The 24,780-nt window shown below is 48.9% G+C and carries 21 protein-coding genes; 11 read left to right on the top strand and 10 right to left on the bottom strand.

All coding sequences use genetic code 11. The features are described 5' to 3' along the window. Window positions 1–526: 526 nt before the first annotated feature. The 5 genes from FJ444_RS17115 (at window position 527) to FJ444_RS17095 (ending at window position 5,642) form a co-directional block, all read left to right on the top strand. On the top strand, window positions 527–1,852 hold the full coding sequence (locus FJ444_RS17115; RefSeq protein ID WP_255439285.1) for a CmpA/NrtA family ABC transporter substrate-binding protein: 1,326 nt from the start codon (window positions 527–529) through the stop codon (window positions 1,850–1,852). 97 nt (window positions 1,853–1,949) lie between these two features. After that, on the top strand, window positions 1,950–2,873 hold the full coding sequence (locus tag FJ444_RS17110) for an ABC transporter permease (protein WP_370298068.1): 924 nt from the start codon (window positions 1,950–1,952) through the stop codon (window positions 2,871–2,873). Window positions 2,874–2,902: 29 nt separating this feature from the next. Beyond that, window positions 2,903–3,751 carry an ABC transporter ATP-binding protein gene (locus FJ444_RS17105; protein WP_140960336.1) on the top strand — a complete coding sequence of 283 codons (849 nt, stop codon included), beginning with the start codon at window positions 2,903–2,905 and terminating at the stop codon, window positions 3,749–3,751. Window positions 3,752–3,832: 81 nt separating this feature from the next. Beyond that, window positions 3,833–5,041: an alginate export family protein gene (locus FJ444_RS17100; RefSeq protein WP_140960334.1), complete on the top strand. Its 1,209-nt coding sequence runs from the start codon at window positions 3,833–3,835 to the stop codon at window positions 5,039–5,041. A gap of 13 nt (window positions 5,042–5,054) precedes the next feature. Further along, on the top strand, window positions 5,055–5,642 hold the full coding sequence (locus tag FJ444_RS17095; protein WP_140960332.1) for a molybdenum cofactor guanylyltransferase: 588 nt from the start codon (window positions 5,055–5,057) through the stop codon (window positions 5,640–5,642). Here the strand turns inward: FJ444_RS17095 and FJ444_RS17090 are convergent, their stop codons facing one another. Beyond that, a complete protein-coding gene (locus FJ444_RS17090; RefSeq protein WP_140960330.1) occupies window positions 5,643–6,773 on the bottom strand; it encodes an HDOD domain-containing protein in 1,131 nt (376 codons plus the stop codon). Between the two features lie 218 nt (window positions 6,774–6,991). On the opposite strand from FJ444_RS17090, the gene FJ444_RS17085 reads away from it, so the two are divergent. The 3 genes from FJ444_RS17085 to FJ444_RS17075 all read left to right on the top strand — a co-directional run bounded on the left by FJ444_RS17085 (window position 6,992) and on the right by FJ444_RS17075 (window position 10,940). Then, window positions 6,992–8,155 carry an FIST signal transduction protein gene (locus tag FJ444_RS17085; RefSeq protein ID WP_140960328.1) on the top strand — a complete coding sequence of 388 codons (1,164 nt, stop codon included), beginning with the start codon at window positions 6,992–6,994 and terminating at the stop codon, window positions 8,153–8,155. A 6-nt stretch (window positions 8,156–8,161) separates the two neighbouring features. Further along, a complete protein-coding gene (locus FJ444_RS17080) occupies window positions 8,162–9,511 on the top strand; it encodes a sensor histidine kinase (protein ID WP_140960326.1) in 1,350 nt (449 codons plus the stop codon). A gap of 133 nt (window positions 9,512–9,644) precedes the next feature. After that, a complete protein-coding gene (locus FJ444_RS17075) occupies window positions 9,645–10,940 on the top strand; it encodes a diguanylate cyclase (protein ID WP_140960324.1) in 1,296 nt (431 codons plus the stop codon). Between the two features lie 63 nt (window positions 10,941–11,003). Here FJ444_RS17075 and FJ444_RS17070 read toward each other — a convergent pair whose 3' ends face one another. The 7 genes from FJ444_RS17070 to xdhA are packed head-to-tail and all read right to left on the bottom strand — an operon-like array spanning window position 11,004 to window position 19,035. Then, window positions 11,004–12,236, bottom strand: a complete 1,233-nt coding sequence (locus FJ444_RS17070) for a urate hydroxylase PuuD (RefSeq protein WP_140960322.1) — start codon at window positions 12,234–12,236, stop codon at window positions 11,004–11,006. Beyond that, window positions 12,223–13,539, bottom strand: a complete 1,317-nt coding sequence (guaD, locus tag FJ444_RS17065; RefSeq protein WP_255439279.1) for a guanine deaminase — start codon at window positions 13,537–13,539, stop codon at window positions 12,223–12,225. The genes FJ444_RS17070 and guaD overlap by 14 nt, the downstream gene beginning before the upstream one ends. Next, window positions 13,539–13,862, bottom strand: a complete 324-nt coding sequence (gene uraH, locus FJ444_RS17060) for a hydroxyisourate hydrolase (protein ID WP_140960320.1) — start codon at window positions 13,860–13,862, stop codon at window positions 13,539–13,541. The genes guaD and uraH overlap by 1 nt, the downstream gene beginning before the upstream one ends. A gap of 28 nt (window positions 13,863–13,890) precedes the next feature. Next, entirely contained in the window at window positions 13,891–14,412 is a 522-nt protein-coding gene (uraD, locus tag FJ444_RS17055; RefSeq protein WP_140960318.1) for a 2-oxo-4-hydroxy-4-carboxy-5-ureidoimidazoline decarboxylase, read from the bottom strand. Continuing rightward, window positions 14,402–15,274 (bottom strand): xanthine dehydrogenase accessory protein XdhC, encoded by an 873-nt coding sequence (gene xdhC / locus FJ444_RS17050; protein WP_140960316.1) that lies wholly within the window; start codon window positions 15,272–15,274, stop codon window positions 14,402–14,404. The genes uraD and xdhC overlap by 11 nt, the downstream gene beginning before the upstream one ends. Beyond that, window positions 15,267–17,600 (bottom strand): xanthine dehydrogenase molybdopterin binding subunit, encoded by a 2,334-nt coding sequence (xdhB, locus tag FJ444_RS17045; protein ID WP_140960314.1) that lies wholly within the window; start codon window positions 17,598–17,600, stop codon window positions 15,267–15,269. Before xdhB ends, xdhC begins: the two co-directional genes overlap by 8 nt. Beyond that, on the bottom strand, window positions 17,593–19,035 hold the full coding sequence (gene xdhA, locus FJ444_RS17040) for a xanthine dehydrogenase small subunit (protein WP_140960312.1): 1,443 nt from the start codon (window positions 19,033–19,035) through the stop codon (window positions 17,593–17,595). Before xdhA ends, xdhB begins: the two co-directional genes overlap by 8 nt. A gap of 299 nt (window positions 19,036–19,334) precedes the next feature. On the opposite strand from xdhA, the gene FJ444_RS17035 reads away from it, so the two are divergent. Together FJ444_RS17035 and puuE are read left to right on the top strand one after the other, a co-directional pair. Further along, window positions 19,335–19,988 (top strand): TetR family transcriptional regulator C-terminal domain-containing protein, encoded by a 654-nt coding sequence (locus FJ444_RS17035; RefSeq protein WP_140960310.1) that lies wholly within the window; start codon window positions 19,335–19,337, stop codon window positions 19,986–19,988. After that, window positions 19,985–20,884 carry an allantoinase PuuE gene (puuE, locus tag FJ444_RS17030; protein WP_140960308.1) on the top strand — a complete coding sequence of 300 codons (900 nt, stop codon included), beginning with the start codon at window positions 19,985–19,987 and terminating at the stop codon, window positions 20,882–20,884. Before FJ444_RS17035 ends, puuE begins: the two co-directional genes overlap by 4 nt. Window positions 20,885–20,945: 61 nt before the next feature. On the opposite strand, the gene FJ444_RS17025 is transcribed toward puuE, so the two are convergent. Then, entirely contained in the window at window positions 20,946–22,274 is a 1,329-nt protein-coding gene (locus FJ444_RS17025; RefSeq protein WP_140960306.1) for an NCS2 family permease, read from the bottom strand. 252 nt (window positions 22,275–22,526) lie between these two features. Between FJ444_RS17025 and FJ444_RS17020 the strand changes: the two genes are divergently transcribed. Beyond that, the gene (locus FJ444_RS17020; RefSeq protein WP_140960304.1) at window positions 22,527–23,534 is read left to right on the top strand and encodes an adenosine deaminase; all 1,008 of its coding nucleotides are present in this window, start codon (window positions 22,527–22,529) and stop codon (window positions 23,532–23,534) included. Window positions 23,535–23,627: 93 nt separating this feature from the next. Here FJ444_RS17020 and FJ444_RS17015 read toward each other — a convergent pair whose 3' ends face one another. Beyond that, window positions 23,628–24,746, bottom strand: coding sequence for a purine nucleoside permease (locus tag FJ444_RS17015; RefSeq protein ID WP_140960302.1), 1,119 nt, complete (start codon window positions 24,744–24,746; stop codon window positions 23,628–23,630). Between the last annotated feature and the right edge of the window lie 34 nt (window positions 24,747–24,780).

The following is a 24,780-nucleotide window of genomic DNA, read 5'->3' as shown; positions in this document are numbered from 1 at the left end:
GCCGCATTCAGCGGCTTTGTTTTATCTGTGTAAAATGTCCAGGTACTTTCGTTTTTTCTGTATTTTTCCGGTCTGTTCAGCGACGAAAAGTTAGTTTTTCCTGCATTCGTCGTTGTTTTTATCGGGTTGAACGTGCGATTGCGGTGCAATCTGTCGCCCTATGATGATCCAGAATGCACATCTATGCGATCATTGATTGCACAGCTTTTGTACAAAACGCACCGGGATGATTCAAATTTTTCGAAATTTTAATGTTTATTAAATGTTAAGTTCATGATTTTTATTGATTTATACATTTTGGCATCAAATATGTATTAGTAATGTCAGCGAATGCTAGCACGCTAACGCACACAATTTATTTCGTTCCTGCTATACAGCAGCAGGAAACAGGCAACGAAGCCCGCCAGTAATGATTGTTCATTACTGGTGGGCTTTTTTTTTGGTTTAAGGAACGCACATGTTACACATACAAATAAAAACCAGACTTAAACGCATTACTTCTTCACTGGTGATTGCTGCGTCAGTAATGGCTTCTTCTGTGTCTGGTGTGGTAAATGCCGAAGATATTGGCTGGCCAGAGAAAGAAGAGCTGAAATTTGGTTTTATAAAACTAACCGATATGGCTCCACTTGCGATTGCCTATGAAAAAGGCTATTTCGAAGACGAAGGGTTGTATGTCACGCTGGAAGCACAGGCAAACTGGAAAGTGTTGCTTGACCGCGTAATCGACGGCCAGTTAGATGGTGCGCACATGCTGGCGGGTCAACCGTTGGGCGCAACTATTGGTTTTGGTACCCAGTCTCATATCATCACTGCTTTCAGTATGGATCTTAACGGTAACGGCATTACTGTTTCCAACGAGATTTGGGCTGAAATGGAAAAACACATCCCACAAAAGGATGGTAAACCAGTTCACCCTATTAAAGCTGATTATTTAAAGCCCGTGGTAGACAGCTACCGCAGCGCTGGCAAGCCATTCAAAATGGGAATGGTATTCCCGGTATCTACACATAACTATGAACTGCGTTATTGGTTAGCGGCTGGCGGGATTCACCCTGGTTATTATGCGCCACACAAAGGGGATACCTCGGGTCAAATTGACGCTCAGGCTCTGCTGTCAGTTACCCCACCACCGCAAATGCCAGCCACTATGGAAGCAGGCACCATTTACGGTTATTGCGTAGGTGAGCCATGGAACCAGCAGGCCGTATTCAAAGGTATTGGTGTACCGGTTATTACTGACTATGAGATTTGGAAAAACAACCCGGAAAAAGTATTTGGTGTAAGTAAAGCCTGGGCTGATGCTAACCCGAATACCCATATTCGCGTGGTGAAAGCCATGATCCGTGCTGCTATGTGGCTGGATGCGAACAACAACGCAAACCGTGCTGAAGCGGTAAAAATCCTGGCTAAAAGCAGCTATGTAGGTGCTGACGAAGACGTTATTGCAAACAGCATGACAGGAACGTTTGAATACGAAAAAGGCGACAAGCGCGAAGTGCCTGATTTCAACGTATTCTTCCGTCATAACGCGACTTACCCCTACTACAGTGATGCTATCTGGTACCTCACGCAAATGCGTCGTTGGGGCCAAATCTCTGATGCCAAATCTGACGACTGGTACAAAGAAACGGCAAAACAGGTATACCGTCCGGATATCTATGCACAAGCTGCTAAGGCATTGATTGCTGAAGGTAAAGCGTCACCGGCTGATTTCCCTGAATTTGCAACCGAATCTGGCTTCAAGCCGCCGCAAACGGAATTTATCGATAACGTAACGTTTGATGGTACTAAGCCGAATGCATACCTGGAACAGTTCAGCATTGGTCTGAAAGGCGACACGGTTCTATAACCGTGTCGATTAAAAGGGGGTTACTTTGATGAGTAAATCAGCAAGCGTTGTGAGTCAAATCGGCCAAATCCGAAACAAAAATATACTCGGGAGTATTATGTCTACCATACCGAAACTGTTGATGCCGGTGGTTGGATTGCTACTGTTCCTGGCCTTGTGGAATGGCGTTGCTAAGACTATCGATACTTCTCTGGGCCAGTTTCCTGGTCCTGCGCAGGTATGGGAGCAGTCTTTAACGCTCATCAATGAACACATTGCGCAGCGTGATAAAGCCAGTGACTTCTATGCTCGTCAGGAAGAACGCAATGCCGAGCGCCTGGCGAAAGATCCAAGCTTTGAACCGAAAATTCGTCCATTTACAGGCGCCCCCACGTTTTTTGACCAGATATGGACGAGTTTGTACACCGTTATGGTTGGATTCGTTATTGCCAGTATTGTGGCGGTGCCAGTGGGTATTTTGTGTGGATTGAGCCGTTCTGCCTATTCAGCAATGAACCCCCTTATTCAAATTTTTAAGCCGGTTTCTCCCTTGGCCTGGCTGCCATTGGTAACAATGGTAGTCAGTGCTGTTTACGTAAGTGAAGATCCGATGTTTTCCAAGTCATTTATTACGTCGGCGTTTACTGTGTCTCTGTGTTGCCTGTGGCCCACGCTAATCAACACGGCAGTGGGTGTATCAAACATTGATTCTGACTTGGTAAACGTAAGTAAAGTACTTCGCCTTAAACCGCTTAGTCATGTACAAAAAATTGTGTTGCCTGCGTCTATTCCCATGATATTCACCGGTTTACGCCTCTCTCTGGGCATAGGCTGGATGGTATTGATTGCGGCAGAGATGCTGGCGCAGAACCCCGGACTTGGAAAATTTGTGTGGGATGAATTTCAAAATGGTAGTTCCGAATCACTGGCCAGAATCATGGTCGCGGTTATCACGATCGGAATTATCGGTTTCCTGCTTGACCGTCTGATGTTATCCGTTCAGCGCCTGGTCAGTTGGGATAAAAATGCGGTGCTTCGTTAAGCCGCGCCTGGTATTGAGAGGATATATCCATGCAATCTAAACATTTGGAACTGAGTCAGGTAGGTATTGATTTTCCTACCCCTAAAGGCCCGTTTACTGCATTAACTGACGTTAACCTGAAGATTGCCAAAGGGGAATTCATTTCTCTTATCGGACACTCAGGGTGCGGCAAGTCAACGGTGCTGAATATTGTGGCTGGCTTACATACGGCAACCACGGGTGGCGTCATTCTCGACGGTTCAGAAGTTCGCGAACCCGGCCCTGAGCGCGCAGTCGTGTTTCAAAACCACTCGCTGCTGCCTTGGTTATCGGTTTATAAAAACGTTGAACTGGCGGTTAAGCAAACCCAGAAGAATAAGTCCAAAAAGGAAATTCGCGAATGGGTAATGCACAACCTTGAACTGGTGCATATGACCCATGCGCTCGAGAAGTTACCGTCGGAAATTTCTGGTGGGATGAAGCAGCGAGTGGGGATCGCCCGCGCGCTGGCCATGGAACCCAAGGTGTTGCTAATGGATGAGCCGTTTGGTGCACTTGATGCGCTTACCCGAGCACATTTGCAGGATTCTCTGATGGAGATCCACGCTGAACTTGGCAACACGGTGATCATGATCACCCACGATGTGGACGAAGCGGTTTTGCTGTCGGATCGCATTGTGATGATGACCAATGGCCCGTCGGCCACCATCGGCGAAGTGCTTGATGTGAAACTGGCGCGGCCACGCGATCGTCTGGCACTGGCAGACAACCCGGAATACAACCATTACCGACATGAGGTACTGACCTTCCTTTACGAAAAGCAAAAGAAGGTGGAAACGGTATCCAGCCGTCAGTCGGCGAAGAAAAGCAGCGATTCGAAAAAATCTAACGCGGCTTAACGAATTTTAATAAAAACATAGAGTTAGCTCGGTCCTTCGGGGCCGGGTCAGGCAATCTCAATCTGAATTTAGGAAAACACTATGAACACGACTACTTTTTCAACCAAACGTGCAGTACTTTCTTTACTCGTTGCCGCAGCAGTGGCACCAGCGGCATCAGCCGAGGGCTGGTACGAAGCCTTATCTGCTTCCAAAGCGTCTGCAGATTTTAACCTGCGTTACGAAGGGGTATCGCAGGATAACGTGGAAGATGCCAGTGCACTGACGCTGCGCACTTTACTGAGCTATGAGTCGGGCAGCTACAAAGGGTTTTCATTTAAAGCTGATCTGGAAGATGTGCGTATTGTAATGGGGCAGGGTGATTACACTGTAGGGCCAGCTGGATACAACACAGGCAAATATGCCGTTATTGCTGATCCGGAAACCACTGAGCTGAACCAGGGCTATGTGCAATATCAGGGCGATGGTGTAACAGTAAAAGCCGGTCGTCAAATCATTGCTCTGGATGGCCACCGTTTTGTTGGTCACGTAGGCTGGCGTCAGGACTGGCAAACATTTGATGCCATTTCTGTGAACTATCAGGCCAATGAAAAACTGACAGCATTTTACGCTTACCTGACCCAGCGCAACCGTATTTTTGCTGAAGCGGCTGATCTGGATTCAAGCGATCATTTACTGAATGTGAGCTACAAAACGGGTGCAGGCAAACTCACTGCCTATGCCTATTTACTGGAAGTGGATAACGACACTGAGAACAGCCTGGATACGTATGGCGTGAGTTACAGTGGTGCTTATCAGGCAGATTCAGTTAAATGGTTATACAGCGCTGAATTCGCCCAGCAATCAAGTGAAACTGCCACTACGGATTTTTCTGCAAGCTACTTGCTGCTGGAAGGCGGCGCGACCGTTTCTGGTATTACTGCAAAACTGGGTTATGAGTTGCTGGGTTCTGACGATGGCGCGTATGGCTTCTCTACGCCACTTGCCACGTTGCACAAGTTCAATGGTTGGTCTGATCAATGGCTGGCAACACCCAATCAGGGCTTACAGGATATCTACGCCAGTGTAGCTTCAAACTTTGCAGGCGGTAACTGGTTGTTTGTATACCACAACTTTGATGCTGATGAAGCCAGTGCGACAGTGGATGATTTAGGCAGTGAAATTAACGTTCAATACACCACCAAAGTGGCTGAGAAGTTCACTTTGGGTGTGAAATACGCAAACTACTCAGCGGGTGACATTAAAGCAGATGCTGATAAACTGTGGGTGTGGGTAGGTACTAAATTCTAATGTAGGCTTTATCATGTGCGCTGTATCCGGTATTCAGGACACGTCTTCATTGCAGTACAGACAGCTGGGCTTTATTCTGGCTGGTGGGTTGTCGTCCCGTATGGGGCAAGATAAAGCCACCGTTAGTGTAAACGGGCAAGCCATGCTCGACACTGCCCGGCAATTGCTGGATACAGCGCCCCTCCATCACCATTACGTGCTGGGTGGGCCTTTTAGTACCTTTGCGGAACGCACTCCTCTGCATGGCCCGGGCCGGGCAATAGCTGATGTGCTGCTGCAATTAATCGGGCAGTGCTCCGGTACTGCCATTTTTTTACCGGTTGATATGCCGTGTCTGTCAACAGACAGCATTAACATCCTGTTGGAAACTACCTCTAGCGCAAAGCGCGCCTGCTATTTTGCCGACAGCTTTCTACCGGTCGCCATACCTATAACGCCCCGTTACGAGAGAGCACTCTCTGAACTGATTAAAGCCAAGCCCTGCGTCTCTATTCGCGCGGTGTTAGCAATGTGTGATGCTCAGTCGCTGCTTTTTACAGGTAACAGCAAAGAACTTGTTAACGTTAATACACGCGTCATTGCCAACAGTCTTTCGGCTTAGCTATTTAGTTTTACCTGCGGATTTAAACGCTTCAGCATATGGCTGTGGTAGTTTATTTATCCATTCCTGCAAAGGTGCAGGTTCATTTTCGAGACAAAGATACTGCTGAGAAAGCAATAACACGTGAACAATATCAGTATCGCCTGTTACTGGCCCTGTCTGAACCTTCAGTAGTTCTTCGTGTAAATTGTCCGGGTAACACCACAGCGTTAATAAAAAGGCACTGATCAACATGGCAGGTTGCGGATGGGTATTACAAAACTCTTCATAGGCATGTTGGTCAGATTCTGACAGCGCCGCCATAATGAGTCGGCCTATACCACTGAGTACAGCGCAAATGAACACCCGTTCACTTAACAGTGGATTATTGCTAAGTCTAGTCATAACACTTCGCGAAAGTTGAGCGTATTGTTCGGTGTAATGGCACACCTCCTGATGGGCTTTTGGCGACAGCAGATGCTCCGTTGCTTTTTCTACAGCAAAGCTCATGATCATGGCCTGCAGAAGCTGGGTCCCAATGCGGGCGATGGCTTCTTCAAGTGAATCTGTTGCGCGGTGATAACCCAAATACGCTGAATTGGCCATCTGCAGTAAACGCGCAGCGACAAGCGGCTCCTGCCTGACAATGGCTGCCAGGTGAGGCAAGTCAGTACTATTGTCGGCCAGAGCAGTGCGCAGTTGGGTTACAACATTGGGTAACACGGGAATATCCGATAACTGGCATATTAAGCGGCGTTCTTGCTCGGATAGCGCCAATGTTTTCAGTATGGCTACATGATTCAAAAACTCAATTAATTGATCATCGGTAAACGGCTTAGCAAGTAACGTATGGGCAACCTTATTGCAGGTAACAATAGCGTCGTCGCTTATATCGCCGGAAATTAACACCCTTATCGCTAAAGGGAATGCGTCTGCGATGTCTTTTAAAATCTCCGCACCGGTAACCATTGGCATGCGGTAATCGCAAAATACGATATCCGGTGGCGGCGAGTGACCAATCTGTTTTCGCCAGTCTTGTGGTGTATCAACCAACGACACATGCCAATCGGCGAAGAGGCGTTTTGCAGTTCGCCTGATTGCTTTTAGCATGAGTTCGTCGTCATCTATGAATACTGCGTAATTTTCATTCATCACGTTTGCTCTGTCAGTTGCCCTTTATTTCCAATAGCATCCTGCCAATTTAATTTATTGCTTTAGATAACGCCCGTCCATTCATTTTGTTATAAAAATATATACCAGTTTGTTTTGCAAGTTTAGCGACATTGACCTATATAAATCAATGTAAACCATTAAATGCAAGTTCACAATGTGTCATTGGTGACTTTTGTGACACTAGTGGGGTCCGTATTATGCAGGTAACAGTCACGCGAATAGGCGTAAATGAAACACAGCGATTTGCTGATGAATTGCGCAGCAGCAATATTTACGATGCTGATTTAAATATAGCCTTTGGTGACGTTGATGCAATTTCTTCTTTAGCGTCAATAGCAAAAGGCAAAGCTAACTGGCTTGCGTCTACCAGTTGTTTGGGTGCCATGAGTAATCTGGGTACCGACATGGGAGAAAGTTATGTCCATGTGATGACCATATCTGAAACTCAGGGAGTGATTGGCGTAGCGTCATGCGATATGGGCAAGGGGAATGTGTCTGAATTGGCGGAATCCACGGTTGTGTCTGCCATGCAGAAAGCCAACCGGCTCGGACAAATGCCTAGCCTGGTATGGATTATACAGGCGCCCGGTCAGGAAGAAGCGGTATTAAGTGGTGTGCAGGCCGTATTGGGCAACGCAGTACCGGTGTTTGGTGGCTCCAGTGCCGACAACGCCATTGAGGGAAAATGGCTGCAGTTTGATGGAACACAGCTATTCAGTAACGGTTTGATTATTGCTGTGATGTACACCGAGGAACCCATTTCCTGTTACTTCAGCTCGGGGTATACGGCCACCTCAACAGAAGCAACGGTAACGGCTGTAGAAGGCCGGGTTTTATATACTCTCGATGGCAAACCGGCTGGCGATGTCTACAACCAGTGGCTTCAACGGTTTGGGCAGCCCGCGCTCAAACCGGGCAGCATTTTATCTGACAGCACGTATTTTCCGCTTGGTCGCAATCGTGGCACCCGGTCTGATCCTATTTCGTTGCTCAGTCACCCTTCCAGACTTAACGACGATAACAGTCTGGAATTGTTTGCTACGCTTAAAGAGGGTGAAGTATTAACGCTGATGCATGGCGAGCGTCACAATTTAATTTCGCGGGCGGCGGAAGTGGCGGAAGTGGCAATGCGAACCCATGAGCTCAATTACGAAACTCAGCCCAAGGCGCTGTTGCTGGTATTTTGCGGAGGTTGCATGCTGGCAGTAAAAGATCAACTGGCCGATATTCAACGGTCTATACTAAATAAAGCGCAAGGCCTGCCGTTTGTGGTGGCATTTACCTTTGGTGAGCAAGGCTGTTTTCCGGATGGTAAGAGCAGGCATGGTAACCTGATGATTTCGGCAACGGTGTTTGGATGAATACACGTGACAGATATTGAAAAGCTCCACGAAACAATCCAGCAGCTCAGTTATGAAAATGCTCAGCTAAGCCGATTTAAGAAAATTAACCGTCTCATGCTGGAAGGTCTGGATGCCATACTTTGTTCCGAAAACCACGACGAAGTATTTGCCAGGCTTTTTGATGTGATCAGCGATATATTACCCTGTGATCAAATCCTGATCGCGCACCTCGATGCTGCTCAGAATACCGTAGTACCTGTGTGCAGAAGCCATAAGCGTGGAAACTCTGTACCACTGCGATACCCTGATTTACAGCATTTTTTTGAACGAACCGTGAATCTGTCGAATGTAAAGCTGGTCCCTGAGTGGCGCGCTAGTATGGGGCAGTGGTTGCCTGAGGCTCAGTCTGTTCTGATTCATCCAATCAACACTGCACAGGCGGCGTATATCTGGCTTATTTCTGAAAGCGGAATTGGCGCTTTTTCCAAGCAATACGAAGAAGTGTTTGTATCCTTTAGTGCATTTGTTGCCAATACCTTATCGCAATTTGAGAAGCGTAGCCTAATTACCGAAAAAGAAGCCTTGTTAGAAGAGCGCGCGCGCATTGAAAGCAGCATGGTGCACCAAGAGAAAATGGCCGCGTTAGGTCAGCTGGCTGCCGGGGTTGCCCATGAATTGAATAATCCGCTGGGATTTATCAATAGCAACCTATCGAGTTTACGCGACTATGTTGCCCGCATTGAGCAGTTTGCCAGACAAGCCAGCAAGGCAAATAGCGAACTTGAATCCACATTTACTGCACTGGATATGGATTACATTTTAACTGATACCGTTGATTTGGTTGATGAGTCGCTGGACGGGATGAAACGGGCAACCGACATTATTCAAAACCTGAAGGCGTTCTCACATCCCGATGAGAAAACCATTAAGCCGCTCGATTTTCTGGCTGTTGTCCGCCAGGCACTCACTATTATTCGCACCCAGGCTAAAAACATTGTGGATATTTATTTTGATACGTCACTGGAAAACGCAACGGTGAGTGCCAACGCAAATCAGCTTGCGCAGGTGATTATTAATATTGTGACTAATGCTATTCAGGCGGTTAATCCGGGTACTGGGCAGATCAATATTGACGTGATAGCCGATGTATCCCACATTGAATGCAGAATTAAAGACAATGGTCCCGGCATTGATAAGCGGGTTCAGGCCAGCATATTTGATCCGTTTTTTACCACTAAAGCGGTAGGACTGGGTACCGGGCTGGGATTATCTATATCTAAGGCTATTATTGAACAAAGTAACGGTGAATTGAAACTGGAGTCGACAGGACCATCTGGTACGTGTTTTTTAATTCGGCTTCCATTACTTAAGTAACCTGGCAAAGCATTTATCGCAGCCAGGCTTTATCGTGTTCAGGCAGTGAAGAATACAACACAGGATCGTTAAAAACCCAAGGACATTACAGAACATATATTTCTGTAGCAGGCTCATCAGAGCGGAGGAATTCATGGCAGAAGTGGCTCCATCAGACGTTTATCAGTCAACATTTGAACAATGTGGTATCGGGCTGGCACATGTCAGCCCCACTGGCGATTTTATCAGGGTAAATAAAGCGTTAAGTGATTTCCTGGGATATACCCCTGAAGAATTGATCAAACTGGACTTTCAGCACATCACACATCCTGATTTTTTGGATAACGATTTACAGCATGTAAGTGAACTCATCGACGGCTTTTATGATTCCTACCAAATGGACAAAATGTATGTTCACCGCGACGGGCATACCATTTGGGGAAAACTCACCGTTACCTTGGTAAGGAATGAACGAGGTGAACCACAGTATTTTATCTCCGTGGTGGAAGATATTGATGAGAAAAAGCGCTTTGAGGCTCGGTATCAGCAGTCACAGGAAACGTTTCGTTTAATCGTTAGTGCCCTCTCTGATCGCATGGTTGTGTGGGTGGCTACGCCCGACTTAAGGCACCTGATCTACCTGAATGAAGGATATACCCATATATGGGGGCGGGCAGGGAAGGAAATGTTTGACGACCCTACCAGTTTTATTCGGCATATTCACGTTGCCGACCGTCACCGCATACAACAACAATACCAAAAAGGCCTGAACGAGCCGTGGGTACACGAATACCGGATCATGCGCGACGATGGCACAATGAGATACATTCGGGAGCGCGGGCAGTTGATCCGTGACCTGACTGGAAATATCACCAGTGTGGTGGTTACCGCAGACGATATCAGCAAAGACAAACAGCTTAACGAGGCGCTAAAGTCTGCTAATCATAAACTCAACGTGTTATCGCGTACCGATGGATTAACCGGCATAGATAATCGCCGCGAGTGTTTGCGTAGGCTTGAGGAAGAGCACAATCGATTATCCCGCATTTCAGACAGAACTACTTCGACTCTGGCGTTCATTGATTTGGATGATTTTAAGGGGATCAACGACACCTACGGTCATAACGTCGGAGATCTGGCTCTGAAGGCATTGTCTGAGCGTCTTACCAGTACCATGCGCGAAAACGATATAGTGGGGCGTTATGGGGGCGATGAATTTTTGTTGTTATTGCGCGACACAACTAAAGAGGATGCCGAAACGGTATTACATCGGGTGTTCGCCGAACCTGTTCAGGTTCAGAATGAAGAGTGTGAATTAATCAGTATTCACTGCTCTGTGGGAGTTTCCCAATGGCAGCCTCAGTTTGAAGATATTCAGGGCTGGATAGAGCAAGCCGATCAGGGGATGTACGAAGTAAAAGCGGTAAAGAAACCAACGGTTTGTGAGTAATATGAACAGTACGCCCACCTGTGTGACAGCCACCGGCGGGCGGTACAATAGGGTATTTAAGTTTTAGCGTTGCGCAGCCCATTGGGCTATTACTGCCCGCTCTTCATCAGTCATGTTGGTTTTGTTCAAAAATGGCATATCCCGGGTCACAGTGGTGCGGTTTACCAGCTGTGGTGCCTGACGGGTAATTTGTTCCCAATTATCAAACTTTACCCCCAGTGGCGCTACTCTGAATATGTCATCGGCGGGGGCGCTTGAGTGACACCCCTGGCAATGTGTTTCCACCAGTGCCATTACCTGTTTATCCAGTTCAGTGTCCGGTTGCAACGACGTACTGCTTATTGTAACTGAACTGGCTTCTGTATTTTGGTTAGCTGCTTTACCCGCATCAACCGCCCGGGGTTGTGACACCCAGAACGCAATCGCCAACATGGCGATTGCACCAGAGATCAGAATTGACGGCTTAACCTGCCCTAGGTGGCGTAGGTTAAAAAAGTGTCTAATCCAGGCTGCTACTGCCATCAGCGCTACCAGCACCAGCCAGTTTTGTGGATGCTGATAGGTCATTGGGTAGTGGTTGCTGATCATAATGAACAAGATCGGCAACGTCAGGTAATTGTTGTGAACAGAACGCAGTTTCGCGCCTGCTCCCCAAGCGGGGTCGATGGGCTGTTGATGAGCGACAGCATGCACCATTTTGCGTTGCGCTGGCATAATATTCAGCCACACGTTTGCCACCATGATGGTACCAATAAGTGCTCCCACATGAATATAGGCGCCGCGCCCACTAAACCAGTGCGTGGCCAGATAACTTACCACTACCAGCAGTATCACCAACGCAATAGCAAACACCCTGGGATAGTTAGCCAGTTTGGTGCGGCAGGCGATTTCGTATAGCACGGCACCAACGGCAATTAATGTAATACCGCGTATAATGGCTTGTGCTTCGCTCATGGCCATTACGCCGGGATCAATCAAATAGGCTGCTGCAGCGAAGTAATACACGATCACCAGCAGGGCAATACCACTTAACCAGGTAGAGTAGGCTTCCCATTTAAACCAGTGAAGTTTTTCCGGCATGGTTTGCGGGCCATAAGCGTATTTGGCAACTTCGTAAAAGCCACCGCCATGCACGGCCCATAAATCGCCTTTGATCCCTTGCTTTTTCTTCCATTCGGGCGGCGTATCCAGGTTGTTGTCGAGCCAGATAAAATAAAATGACGCACCTATCCAGGCTACCCCGGCAATCACATGGAACCAGCGAACAAATAAAGACAGCCAATCAAGCCATGGCATGCGTACACTCCTGTTGTTGATAAACGGGTTTTCCTGCCACCCAGGTGGCCACTGTGGCGCGATCGTCTCCCAGCATGGTGAGTGCAAATAAGGCATCCTCTGCCTGAGTAGGATCGCTCACGCGCAGTGCAGTAAGGGTATCGAATCGCGGGTTTAGTACCACAAAGTCGGCATCGCTGCCGGTGTTAAAGTTACCTATTTTATCGCTCAGGCCCAGGCTCACCGCCGCGCCCTGAGTGAGTTTGTATAAGCCTTCCAGAGCCGACAATTTGTATTGTTGCAACTGACAAATTTTGTAGGCTTCGCCAAGGGTTTTCAGCATATTAAAGCTGGTGCCGCCGCCTACATCGGTAGCCAGTGTAACCGGCACGTTATACTGATTTGCTTTGGCCATATCAAACAACCCACTGCCAAGAAATAGATTGGATGTAGGGCAAAAAGCGGCAATCGCGCCTTGCGCACCCATGCGCTGCCATTCACTGTCAGACAAGTGAATACAGTGGCCGTATACCGCGCGCTGGCGCACCATGTGGTATTTCTCGTATACCGCCAGATAGTCTTCACAATCGGGATACAGGGTCTTCACCCAGGCAATTTCATCGTGATTTTCCGACAAGTGAGTTTGAATAAACACATCTTTGTACTGCTGTGCCAGCTCTCCCAGCGCTGCCATTTGTTCGGGCGAGCTGGTGGGGGCAAAGCGCGGAGTAAGCGCATAATAATTGCGGCCTTTGCCGTGCCAGTCATTAATCAACGCGGCACTGTCAGCCTGTGCCGATGCGGCGGTATCCTGCAACCAGGGTGGGCAGTGCCTGTCCATGCAAACTTTTCCGGCGATGGTTAGCATATTGCGCTGGCTTGCGGCGTGAAATAACGCTTCCGCCGATGCCTTGTGCACACTGGTGTAGACCATACCCGTTGTTGTACCGTTCTTCAGGCATTCGGTTAAAAACACCTCTGCCATTTTAGTGGCGAAGTCGCAATCACTGAACTGGCGCTCAGCCGGAAAGGTGTAATTTTCCAGCCAGGTAAGTAATTGTTCACCATATTTGGCAATGATTTCGGTTTGCGGAAAGTGCAGGTGTGTATCAATAAAACCCGGCAATATCAAACAATCCCGGTAATCTGTTACCGGCACATCCGGATGTAATGCGCGTAAGGCATCATAGTGCCCGACACCCGCAATGTTGCCGCCCTCGATTAACAGCGCACCGTCGCGAAACTGTTCGATGTCAGCGTGATACTGTGTAGTGGCCACCGGAAAATGATGAACGGCGCCGCGAATGAGTTGCTTTTGAGACACTAGCTACCCCGGTAACTGCTAAAGCCAAAGGGCGAAATTAACAAGGGCACATGGTAGTGCTTGCCTGAAGACGTCATTGAAAAATGTATATCCACAAAGGGGTAGAAAGACGCGCCATGTGTATTGATGAGGTAGCGCTCACAATGAAAGCGCAGTTGATAGGTGCCGTCCTCAAAGGCAATGCGCGGCCATTCTTTACAGCGGCCATCGGCGTTGGTTTCAACGGTTACCTGTGCGCCATTGGGGCAGGTAAGCGTAACCGGTAAACCGGCAACCGGCTTACCGGATGTGGTGTCTAATACGTGGCTGGATAAGCTGATCATGATGGTTTCCTATTGGCAATCCTTTTGGTTATCCTGCTTGGTTCGATGGGGTAAGACCCTTGTCGATACGCAGTAATGTAATATTAATTTGTTGCGCGGCAGCGTTATCTAACTCGGTTTGGGTGTCGTTAGGTAATCTGGCTTTCAGTGCATTGAGCATCGTCTCTGCACTTAATCCCGTTGCACAAATAATAAAAATAAAGCCGTGTTTGTGTTTATAGGCGTGATTCAGTTCGTGCAACTGCTGCAGGGTTGCTTCGCTGGCTTGCTGCGTGCCTTGTTGTTCCGACGCGGCTGTTGCCTGGGTATTGGCATATTTTGCCCGCAAGCTGTTTACGTCGCCGATCATCGGATGGCCTTCAAACGCTTCCAGATAGTCGGCTTTTTCCATTGTTGCCCACAGTGTTTTGGCCGTGTCTTTCAGCGCATTTATACTGCTATAGGGGCGCTGCTCAGCCATTTTTTTACACCAGTTTGACGCGCTGCAGGTGGTTTCAAACCACTGGTAAGCGTCCTGCGCCGGCAATGAATTCAGTTGTTCAAGCGTCATACGTTTCCTGTTGTGCGTGGTGTGCTTGCGACAGTGTGTCGCGTTTGTGCAGGCGTTGAATAATTTGCGCACTTACCGATACCGCAACTTCAATGGGCAATTTGCCGGGTACTGACAGTTCGCCTATTGGAGTAATAAAGTCATCAAGTCTGGATTGCGCAACGCCTTTAGCCAGCAACCGTTGATGAAAGCGTCTGGCTTTGGTGTCGGAGCCTATCATGCCTACATAAGGCAAATCCTGTCGTTTCAGTGCTTTCTCAGCCAGTTCAAAGTCGAGCTGGTGATCGTGGGTCATGATAATTACCCAGCTATCAGTGGGAAGCAGGGCGATTTCACCCGCGGGGGTATCGTCCAGTGTAAACGTTGTGTTCGACGGTAGCATTTGCTTAGGGGTAAGGGCTTCGCGATTATCAATCCAACGAATTTGCACGGGTAACTGGGCCAGAATCGGTACCAGCGCCTGCGCCACATGGCCCGCCCCAAACAGAGCAATCACCTGTTGATGACTCACATGGGTTTCAATGAGTAGTTTTACCGCACCACCACAACATTGGCCAAGGGTGCTGGCAAGGGGAAATGAATGCAGAGTTTGCTGGTTTCTACGTTGCTGTGTGGCGTCTACCAGTGCTTTACGCGCTAACTCAATGGCTTTAAATTCAAGGTGTCCACCGCCGATGGTGTCATACTGACGGTCGGGGGTAACCACCATTTTAGTGCCCTGATCGCGAGGGGTTGAACCCGCTGTGGTGAGTACTGTGATCAGTGCATAAGGTTCGGCCGCACTTTCGCAGTGATTCACGGCTTCATACCAGCGCTGAATCTGCCAGTTTGGGATTGGCAGGAGGTATTCTGGCTTATGCATCCTGGTTCTCCGTGAGAGCTGTAATGGCCTCGAGCACACGCTCCGGTGTGGCGGGGACTGCAATATCGGGGTCCTGTTGGTAATCTGCCAGACTGGCTACCGCATCTTTAATGGCGCACCACACTGAGATCGCCAGCATAAAAGGGGGTTCACCCACTGCTTTGGAATGATAGATACTGTCTTCATTATTCGGGCGGTCAAACAGGGCCACGTTGAAGTGAGCAGGCGTATCGCCCACTGCGGGAATTTTATAGGTGGCCAGATTGTTACTGATGAGCTTGCCGTTGTTATCCCAGCGCAAGTCTTCAGTGGTCACCCAGCCCATACCCTGAATAAAGCCCCCCTCAATCTGGCCTCTGTCGATAGCTGGATTGAGGCTGGTACCTACGTCGTGGAGGATGTCTACTGCGTCTACCGTGTATTCGCCGGTCAGGGTGTCTACACTTACTTCAGATACCGCTGCACCGTTGGCGAAATAGAAGAACGGGCGGCCACTGCCTTTTTCTCTGTCGTAAAAAATTTTCGGCGTGCGGTAATAACCGGTTGCCGACAGCGAAATTCGCGCCATGTAAGCTTGCTGAATCACGTCGGCAAATGCAACAGCGTGTTCGCCTGCACTAACATAACCGTTGGCGAACGTCACCGCATCGGCTGAAACCTGATAGGTATCAGCAAATAACGCCGCCAATCGCGCCTTTAAGGTTAAGCAGGCATTTTGTGCGGCTTTACCATTTAAATCGGTACCACTGGAAGCGGCAGTGGGCGAGGTATTGGGCACTTTGTCGGTGCGTGTGGCGGTGACTTCAATATTGTCCAGTTCAACCCCAAATTCATGGGCTACGATCTGGCCAATTTTGGTATGTAAACCCTGACCCATTTCGGTGCCGCCGTGATTTACCTGAATACTCCCGTCGGTGTACAGGTGAATGAGCGCACCGGCTTGATTCAGGTGTTTGGCAGTAAACGAAATACCAAATTTTACCGGCGTGAGAGCCAGCCCTTTTTTGATAATGGGACTGTGGCGGTTAAATGCAATGACCTCTTCTCTGCGCTGCCAGTACTGACTGCTGTTTGCCAATTGTGAAATCAACTCAGGGAGAATGTTTTGTTCCAGCGTCATTCCATACGGGGTGGTAAGGCCCTTTGCTTCGCTGTAGAGGTTTTGCATACGCACGGTTAACGGATCTAACCCGGTGCGACGCGCGATTACATCCATCATTAATTCGGCCATGATCATGCCCTGGGGCCCGCCGAATCCGCGAAACGCGGTGTGCGATACCATGTGCGTCTTCAATCGGTTGCCAGTGATCGCCGTAGCACCCAATTGATAGGCATTGTCTACATGAAACATAGCGCGATCGACTATAGCGTCAGACAAATCTGGTGAATTTCCGCAGTTGCCATTTACGGTAATCTCTGCCCCCAGCATGTTACCTTCGCTATCAAAACCAATGTTATAGCTGTTTTCAAACGGATGACGCTTGCCGGTAACCTGCATATCCAGTGCACGCGGTAGCCGCATTTTTACAGCGCGGCGCTGACGCATTGCAAACACTGCCGCCAAACATGCCCATTGGGCAGCTTGTGACTCTTTACCGCCAAAACCGCCGCCCATTCGGCGCATGTCTACCGTGACTTTGTGTAGTTTTACCCCTAGTACTTCTGCAACCAGTTTTTGCACTTCACTGGGGTGCTGACTGGAGGTATAAATCATCACGCGATCTTCTTCTTCCGGCAACGCCAGGCTAACCTGACCCTCCAGATACAAATGCTCCTGTCCCCCAATACTGAGATGCCCTTGTGCAGTCACCGGCGCTTGTTCGAGCGCAGCACCTGCGTCGCCCTGACCAAACGCATGGGGCGGTCTAACTGTGCTGTTGACGGCCAAAGCCTGATCAACCGTCAGGATTGCGCTGGCTGGAGCGATGTCCATGGTGGCCAGTGTTGCTGCGTAGCGGGCCTGCTCTTCAGTACCGGCCAGTACCGCGAATACCGGTTGGCCATGGAATTTAATCTCGCCGTCCAGCAGAATCGGATCGCCTTCAAACACCGGTCCGATATCTGTGTGACCTGGAATGTCATCAATCGTAATGACATCAATCACACCAGGAGCGTGTTTAACCGCTGTTAAATCCAATGCCGATAATGTGCCGCTTGCTACCTGAGTAATACCTACGCAGGCATAGGCGATATTGGCTGGCACCGGAATATCATCGACATAGCGGGCATTACCCGCCACCTGACGCACCGCGCTTTCATGTTTTGAAGACTTCAGCAGGGGTGAGTCACTGGTTTGATGTTGTGGTTGGTCTATTAGTTTACGCATAATGTGGAACCCGTGTGGAAACTAGCAGGTCAGACTGGGTTTCAAACCAGAATCGTTGCCACAAATTACCCAACACCTGTTTGCGGTAGGATGCAGAGGCTCGTACGTCATCAATGGGGTTAAACGCCGCCATCAGAATGTGTTGACCACGTTTTCTAACGTGTTCGTCCTGCCAGGATTTACCCATTAACTGGATGGCAAGTTCATTACAACTTACCGGCGTGGCGGCAACACCACCAAAGCCGGATGCAATGGCGGTTATCACATCGTTTTCAATGGTGACGGCGAACACGGCGCACACGGCGGAAATATCGTCTTCGTGACGCTTGGAGACTTTATAAGCGCGCAAATGGGTATTGGGACTCAGACGCGGGAAATGGATTGCTTTGATCCATTCACCCTGAATTAACTGGGTTTGGCGATAACCGGTAAAAAACTCGCTGGCCGGAATTATTCGTGTAGTTGTGCCATTGTCAGCTTCAATACAGGCGTTCAACGCCAGCAGTACCGGTGGCATATCGCCAATGGGCGAGGCGTTGGCGACGTTTCCGCCCAGGGTAGCCTGGTTGCGAATGGGGAGCGAAGCGAAGCGTTCAATCAGTTCATGCAACGCTGGAAAATGCTCAACCAGCACCGCTTCAATGTAGCTAAGTGGGAGCGCCGCGCCCACTGAAATGGTATCGTCGGAAATGGTAATTTGCCTGCAATCCTGCATGCGCTGCGTACTAATAAGTACAGGTAACGTTTTTAACTGCTGCGTGGCTTCCAGCGCCAAATCTGTGCTGCCACCCACCAAACGGGCGGATGGGTTCGCTGCCAGTAATATCGCCATGGCTTGCCGCGAGTCAGGCAAATGAACCCGATTGGCAAATACATCAACGTGCTTGTGCCGGATTTCTTTTAATATTGCCAGCGTTTGCTGCTCAGCCGCATTGAATTGATCTGGCTGACGGTTTTCACACACTTCCGTGGTGGCATCGATAATGGGGCGATATCCCGTACAACGGCACAAATTGCCTGACAGTGCTTTGTTAACTGCCTCCCGGCTGGGTTGTATGTCAGTGTGATACAACGAGAACATTGACATCACAATGCCCGGCGTACAAAAACCGCACTGACTGCCGTGGTGATCCACCAAAGCCTGTTGCACCGGGTGTAATTGATTACCTTTTGCCAGATGCTCAACGGTGAGCACTTGTTTGCCGTGTAAATTCGCCACCAGGGTGATACAACTGTTCACTGAACGGTAGGCGATGGCGTTATCATTTGTGGTAATTTCACCAAGAACGATCGTGCATGCACCACAATCGCCCGCGGCACAGCCTTCTTTTGTGCCAGTTAACCTGTGTTGCTGGCGTAGATACTGCTGCACGGATATACCTGAGTCACATTCTTCCAGGCTAACCCTTTCATTATTAAGTAAAAATTCTATCATTGCTGGCTCCGGGCCACGGTGTGAGGATGCATTCCCCAGAAATTGTTGAATATTATAAGCATAATCCATTCAAAAAGTAGACCACTTGGTCAGATTTTTTGGGTGAATTACTGGTCAGACGCGTGCTGCAAGGTAATTTATATCGATAAACTTGTCTTAAATGTATGATACGATTCAGCGGTAACATAAAAGAGCGCCTGGCATTGGCTGGAACAGAATACAAATCAATGCAAAAATGATGACTACTTGGTCAGGATTTTGCTGGGTGTGAACCAGATTAATTAAAAAAAGTGGTATCGATGGTAAGCAAATCAAAAATGGAAGGCAGCATTGGGGCTAAGAATAAGCGAAATATTCTTAGTGCAGCTGAGAAAGCCTTTGCTACACACGGCTTTAAGGGAACATCGGTGCAACAGATTGCAGATGAAGCAGGGTTGCCCAAAACCAACATACTGTACTATTTCAAATCTAAACAAGGACTGTATGTTGCGCTGTTGCAGGACATTATGGCGTTGTGGAATTCGCGTTTCGACATGGTTACCAGTAAGGACGACCCCGCCATCTCGCTGGCTGATTACATTGCTGAGAAGATGACGATGTCGCGCACGCATCCGCTGGCCTCGAAAATTTTTGCAATGGAAGTATTAAATGGTGCGCCATACCTGACGAAGTTTTTCCGCAACGAGCACGTTGCCTGGATGAATGGCCGGGTAGCCATCATAGAAAGCTGGATTACTCAGGGCAAAATGCAGGCCGTGGATCCTAGTTATTTGTTGTTCCATATCTGGGCCTGTACCCAGCATTACGCCGACTTCTCTGCCCAAATCAGCAGTTTGCGGGGTAAAACCATGAAGCGGGCTGATTTTGATGATGCCACCAGAGAGCTGGTGCGTCTGGTACTTACCGGCTGTGGGCTGGCCGTGCCACAAAAATATCTGGAGACAGCAGAATGAGTGATTATCCACGCGATTTAGTAGGGTACGGTGCGAATCCCCCTCATCCTGCATGGCCAGGGAACGCGCGTATCGCCGTTCAATTTGTATTGAACTACGAGGAGGGCGGTGAAAACTGTGTGCTGCATGGCGATTCCCATTCGGAAATCTTTTTGTCGGAAATCATTGGCGCGCAACCTTATCCGGACCGCCACCTCAGCATGGAATCGATTTATGAATACGGCAGTCGTGCCGGGTTCTGGCGATTGCACAAATTGTTCACTGAAGCCAACATTCCGGTTACCGTATTTGCGGTGACGATGGCACTACAACGTCATCCTGAGGCATTAAAAGCCATGCTGGATGCCGACTGGGAAATTGCCAGTCATGCTATGCGCTGGATTCATTATCAGTCTATGCCACTGGAAGAAGAACGCGCCCAAATGGAAGCTTCCGTTGCATTGCACGAACAACTCACTGGCAAAAAGCCCGCGGGTTGGTATACCGGCAGAACCAGCCCCAATACACTGGCATTATTAGCCGAGCGCGATGACATTTTATATTGCGCGGATTCCTACGCGGATGATTTACCCTATTACGATAAACACTACAGTAAACCTTTGCTGATAGTGCCCTATACGCTGGATACCAATGATATGCGGTTTGGCACGCCACAGGGGTTTAACAGTGGGGATCAGTTTTTTACCTATCTTAAAGATGCTTTTGATGTGCTATACGAAGAAGGCGCCACGCAACCTAAAATGTTGTCGATTGGATTACACAATCGCATTGTAGGACGGCCAGCCCGGTTCGCTGCATTAAAGCGTTTTGTGGAATATGTGCAAGGTCACGACAACGTTTGGTTGTGTACCCGCGAGCAAATCGCGCGTCACTGGCAAACCCATTTTCCATTGTGATACCACAATAAAAAAAGGAATAAATACAACGGGGCAAAATGCCCCGTTGTTGTATGTTGGTTTATAAGCCTAATAAGTAACGCAATATGAATACAGCGGCTAACAAGTAAGTGATCAGGCTGATTTCCTTGTATTTACCAGCACCGAGTTTTACCCCTACATAGGTAATAAAACCCAGTGCGATCCCTTCACTAATACTAAACGTAAGCGGCATCGCCATCAGCGCCACTACGGCAGTGGCGGTAGCGCCCAGATCGTCAAACTCCAGATGACGAATGGATTCCATCATCAAAATGCCTACCATGACCAATGCGGGTGTAGTCGCCATCAATGGGATCACTTTCATTAATGGCGTTAAAAACAGCGCAAGCAGGAAGCAGATGGCTACCACAATGGCGGTCAGCCCGGTTCGGCCACCGGCAGACGCGCCAGCGGCAGATTCAACATAGCTGGTCACTGGTGAGGTACCCAATGCAGCACCAACCACACTGGCGGTGGCATCTGCGGTCATGGCGCTACCGATTTTAGGCAGCTTGCCTTCATTATCGAGTAGATTGGCACGACGCGATACACCAATCAGTGTGCCTATGGTATCGAACATATTCACGAACATCAGGGCAAAGATCAGATCCCAGGTTTCGGCAAAGTGTTCCAGCGGGTACATGATATCCATGGCAAACCAGGTGTCGCTGATGGGTTCGGGCATGCCCACAATGGCTTCCGGCGTGGCCGTTAACGCACCATTTTCGGTTGGAATGAGTGTGCCGATTAATGTGAGCAAGACGATAGAGATAAGAATACCGCCGGTTACCCGCTTCATCACCAGTACCACTGTGAGCAGAATACCCGCCAGGGCCAGCATTACAGCGGGGTTAGACAAATCACCAATGGTAACGAAGGTAGCCGGGTTGGCCACAATTAACCCCGCGTTTTTCAACCCAATAAACGCGATGAACAAGCCAATACCGCACTGCACACCAATTTTAAGTGAAGGGGGAATAGCTTCTGCTATGAGCGTTCTTACGCCGGTGAGCGTGAGCAATAAAAACAGCACACCGTTCCAAAATACAATACCCAATGCCGCTTCCCAGGGAATTTCACGCGTCATGCAGATGGTGAATGCGAAAAACGCGTTCAATCCCATGCCGGGCGCCAGGGCGATGGGGTAGTTTGTCATAAACGCCATTAGCAGTGTGCCCAAACAGGCAGCCAGCGCAGTAACGGTGATCAGTCCGGCTGCGGGCATACCGCTCAGGCCCAGAATGCCCGGGTTTACCACCAAAATATACGACATGGCAGCAAAGGTGGTTAGGCCAGCAATCACTTCGGTTTTTACGGTTGTGCCATGTGCCTGTAGTTTAAAAAGGCGCTCTAGTAGCGGGGATGACATAAATGTTCTCTTTTAGTGGATGTTTATAATTCGGTATGAGCAGAACACAAGCAAAAAACTGACCATTTAGTCAATGAGTTGGTGCGGGATCTGCTAGACTCCATAGGAAATAACAAAATGCGTGCATTGCTCGCGATGAACGCCAGAATTAACCCGTTTATTACCGCGTATTGTGGCATAAATGGGGCTAAGATTGCACCAAAATGGTGATGTTGCTAACTATGTGTGCGCGTGTTAGCCAGTAAGGAACTCATGAGCTTAATAAAATTAATAGAGACACTGCCAAAAACGGAATTACATCTGCATATAGAGGGCTCGCTGGAGCCATCGATGATGTGGGAACTGGCCAGTAAACACGGTGTGACGCTTCCCTATGATTCAGTGGAAGCGATTGAGGCCGCTTATCAGTTTGACGATTTACAAAGCTTTCTGGATTTATATTACCAGGGGGCAGATGTATTGCGTGACGAAGATGACTTCTATCAGTTGATGATGGCGTATTTACAACGTTGCCGCATTGATAACGTAGTGCATGCCGAAATCATGTTTGACCCACAAACCCATACCAGTCGTGGGGTGGGCTTTGATGTATTTATGCCTGGTTTTAACCGCGCTATTACTGAGGCGAAGCAGCAGTGGGGCATGTCGGTATATTTAATTATGTCGTTCTTACGCCATTTGCCTGAAAAAGACGCCATCGACACACTCAATCAGGCCAGAGAGTACTATCCCATGATCAAGGCCGTGGGCCTGGATAGCTCGGAGCTTGGTAATCCGCCGGAAAATTTTGTTAAGGTGTTTGCTGCGTCCCGGGCGCTGGGGTTTAAATGCGTTGCTCACGCTGGCGAAGAAGGGCCGCCCGAGTATATTTGGCAGGCACTGGATTTACTGCACGTCGACCGCATCGATCACGGTGTTCGCAGTAGTGAGGATGCTTTACTGATGCAGCGCCTGAAGGATGAAGGCATGCCACTAACCGTGTGCCCGCAGAGTAATATCAAGTTGTGTGTGTTTGACCACATGAAAGATCACAATATCCTTGAATTACTGGATGAAGATGTGTGCGTTACGGTAAATGCTGACGACCCGAGCTATTTTGGTGGATACCTAAACGATAACTACCGTGCCCTGATGACCCACCTGGCCATGAATGAAGCGCAATTAGTCAGGCTGGTGAAGAACAGTTTTGTTGCATCGTTTTTACCGGCCGAAGAGAAAAATCGCTGGCTGAGGGAAATTGATAAGTTAGTTGGCATGTAAGCGCAACGGAAGGTGAGTTTCAAGGTAAAACGATAGCTTAAAATGAAACAGGCCTGCGATAAACCAGGCCTGTTTTGTTAGCGGGCTAACGGATTATTCATTGCCTGGTAGTGTTGTCTGAAAGGTATCCCAGTTTGCTACGATTTCGTCAATTACCGTGCTGCCCACTACGAAAGCCGCCTCCAACGATGGGCGCATGCCGGCATAACCTGCGCCGGTACTTTCTGCTGCCAGGTTTTCAGCAGCCGTTAAACCGTCGGGTTGCATGGTAAAGTTACTGGCTGTGCGCAGCACCATAAAGCGCGATTTATCCACTTTTCCGGCTTGTTCCAGGTACACCATAGACTGGTAACTGCCGGTGTCTTCCATGCCTGAGGTTACAAAATTGCCTTTGCCATTGGTCCAAAAACGCGTCCAGTCGTTAGCCCAGTCGTTAAATAACTTACCATGCCAGAACGTCGATGCCGCCAGGTGATCGCCGCGCATTACTTTGGGGGGCAGTTGTGCATTAGGCATGCTGATGTACTGACCACGCAAGGCTTGCATGGCTGGTGTGTCGGTTAGTGATATGTCTTTGGTAAGCGCAAAAGCCCAGTCTACCAGGCCGGTGTTGAGCTGAAACATCTCGCCATTGCGCGCAACATTCTCGGCGCCGTTTTCCGGATAAGGTTCGTTGGCGAATAATGGGAAGTAACCGGTTTTCCAGTCTTGCGGAATTTCCCTGGCGTCAATCTGGTGCGCGAGATCGCCGTCAATTAAATAGTCAGCCCACACCGCTGAGCCAATTGAGCCGTCCTCCGGATCAATACCTGCAATACCGGCAACCAGCCAGTAGGCTTTGGTTAAATCAAAGCGCGGATCCAGACCCAGTGCCATAATGGCCGACGATGCCCGGCTGATCCCCATTCCGGTTACAATACCCAATACGCCTTTTTCTCTATTTAAGTAGATGTCGTGAAAGGATTGTGGGAACGCAAATTGTTCGGTTAAGCCATAGCGCTCACGCCAGAACTGGAATTCACCGGGTTTGTCGCCGGTGTCTTCACCCATTTCAAACATAGTTACCACAACCGCTTTTATTTCAATTGGCCGGGGCATTGGTGGCGGTGGCATACCACCTTCAAATCCTGGTCCATGTTCGCCGGGGCCGGGGCCCGCTGGCTGGCAAGCTGCCAACAAAGATACAGCAGCCAGTACAAATAATAATCGCATAGTTTGCTCCAAAAAAAAGGCATGCCAGAGCATG

The sequence above is a fragment of the Aestuariibacter sp. GS-14 genome (genome assembly GCF_006494365.1).
Classification (GTDB): domain Bacteria; phylum Pseudomonadota; class Gammaproteobacteria; order Enterobacterales; family Alteromonadaceae; genus Alteromonas; species Alteromonas mangrovi.
Note: the sequence above shows the minus strand (reverse complement) of the source record. Positions and strands in the feature narration are given on the sequence as shown.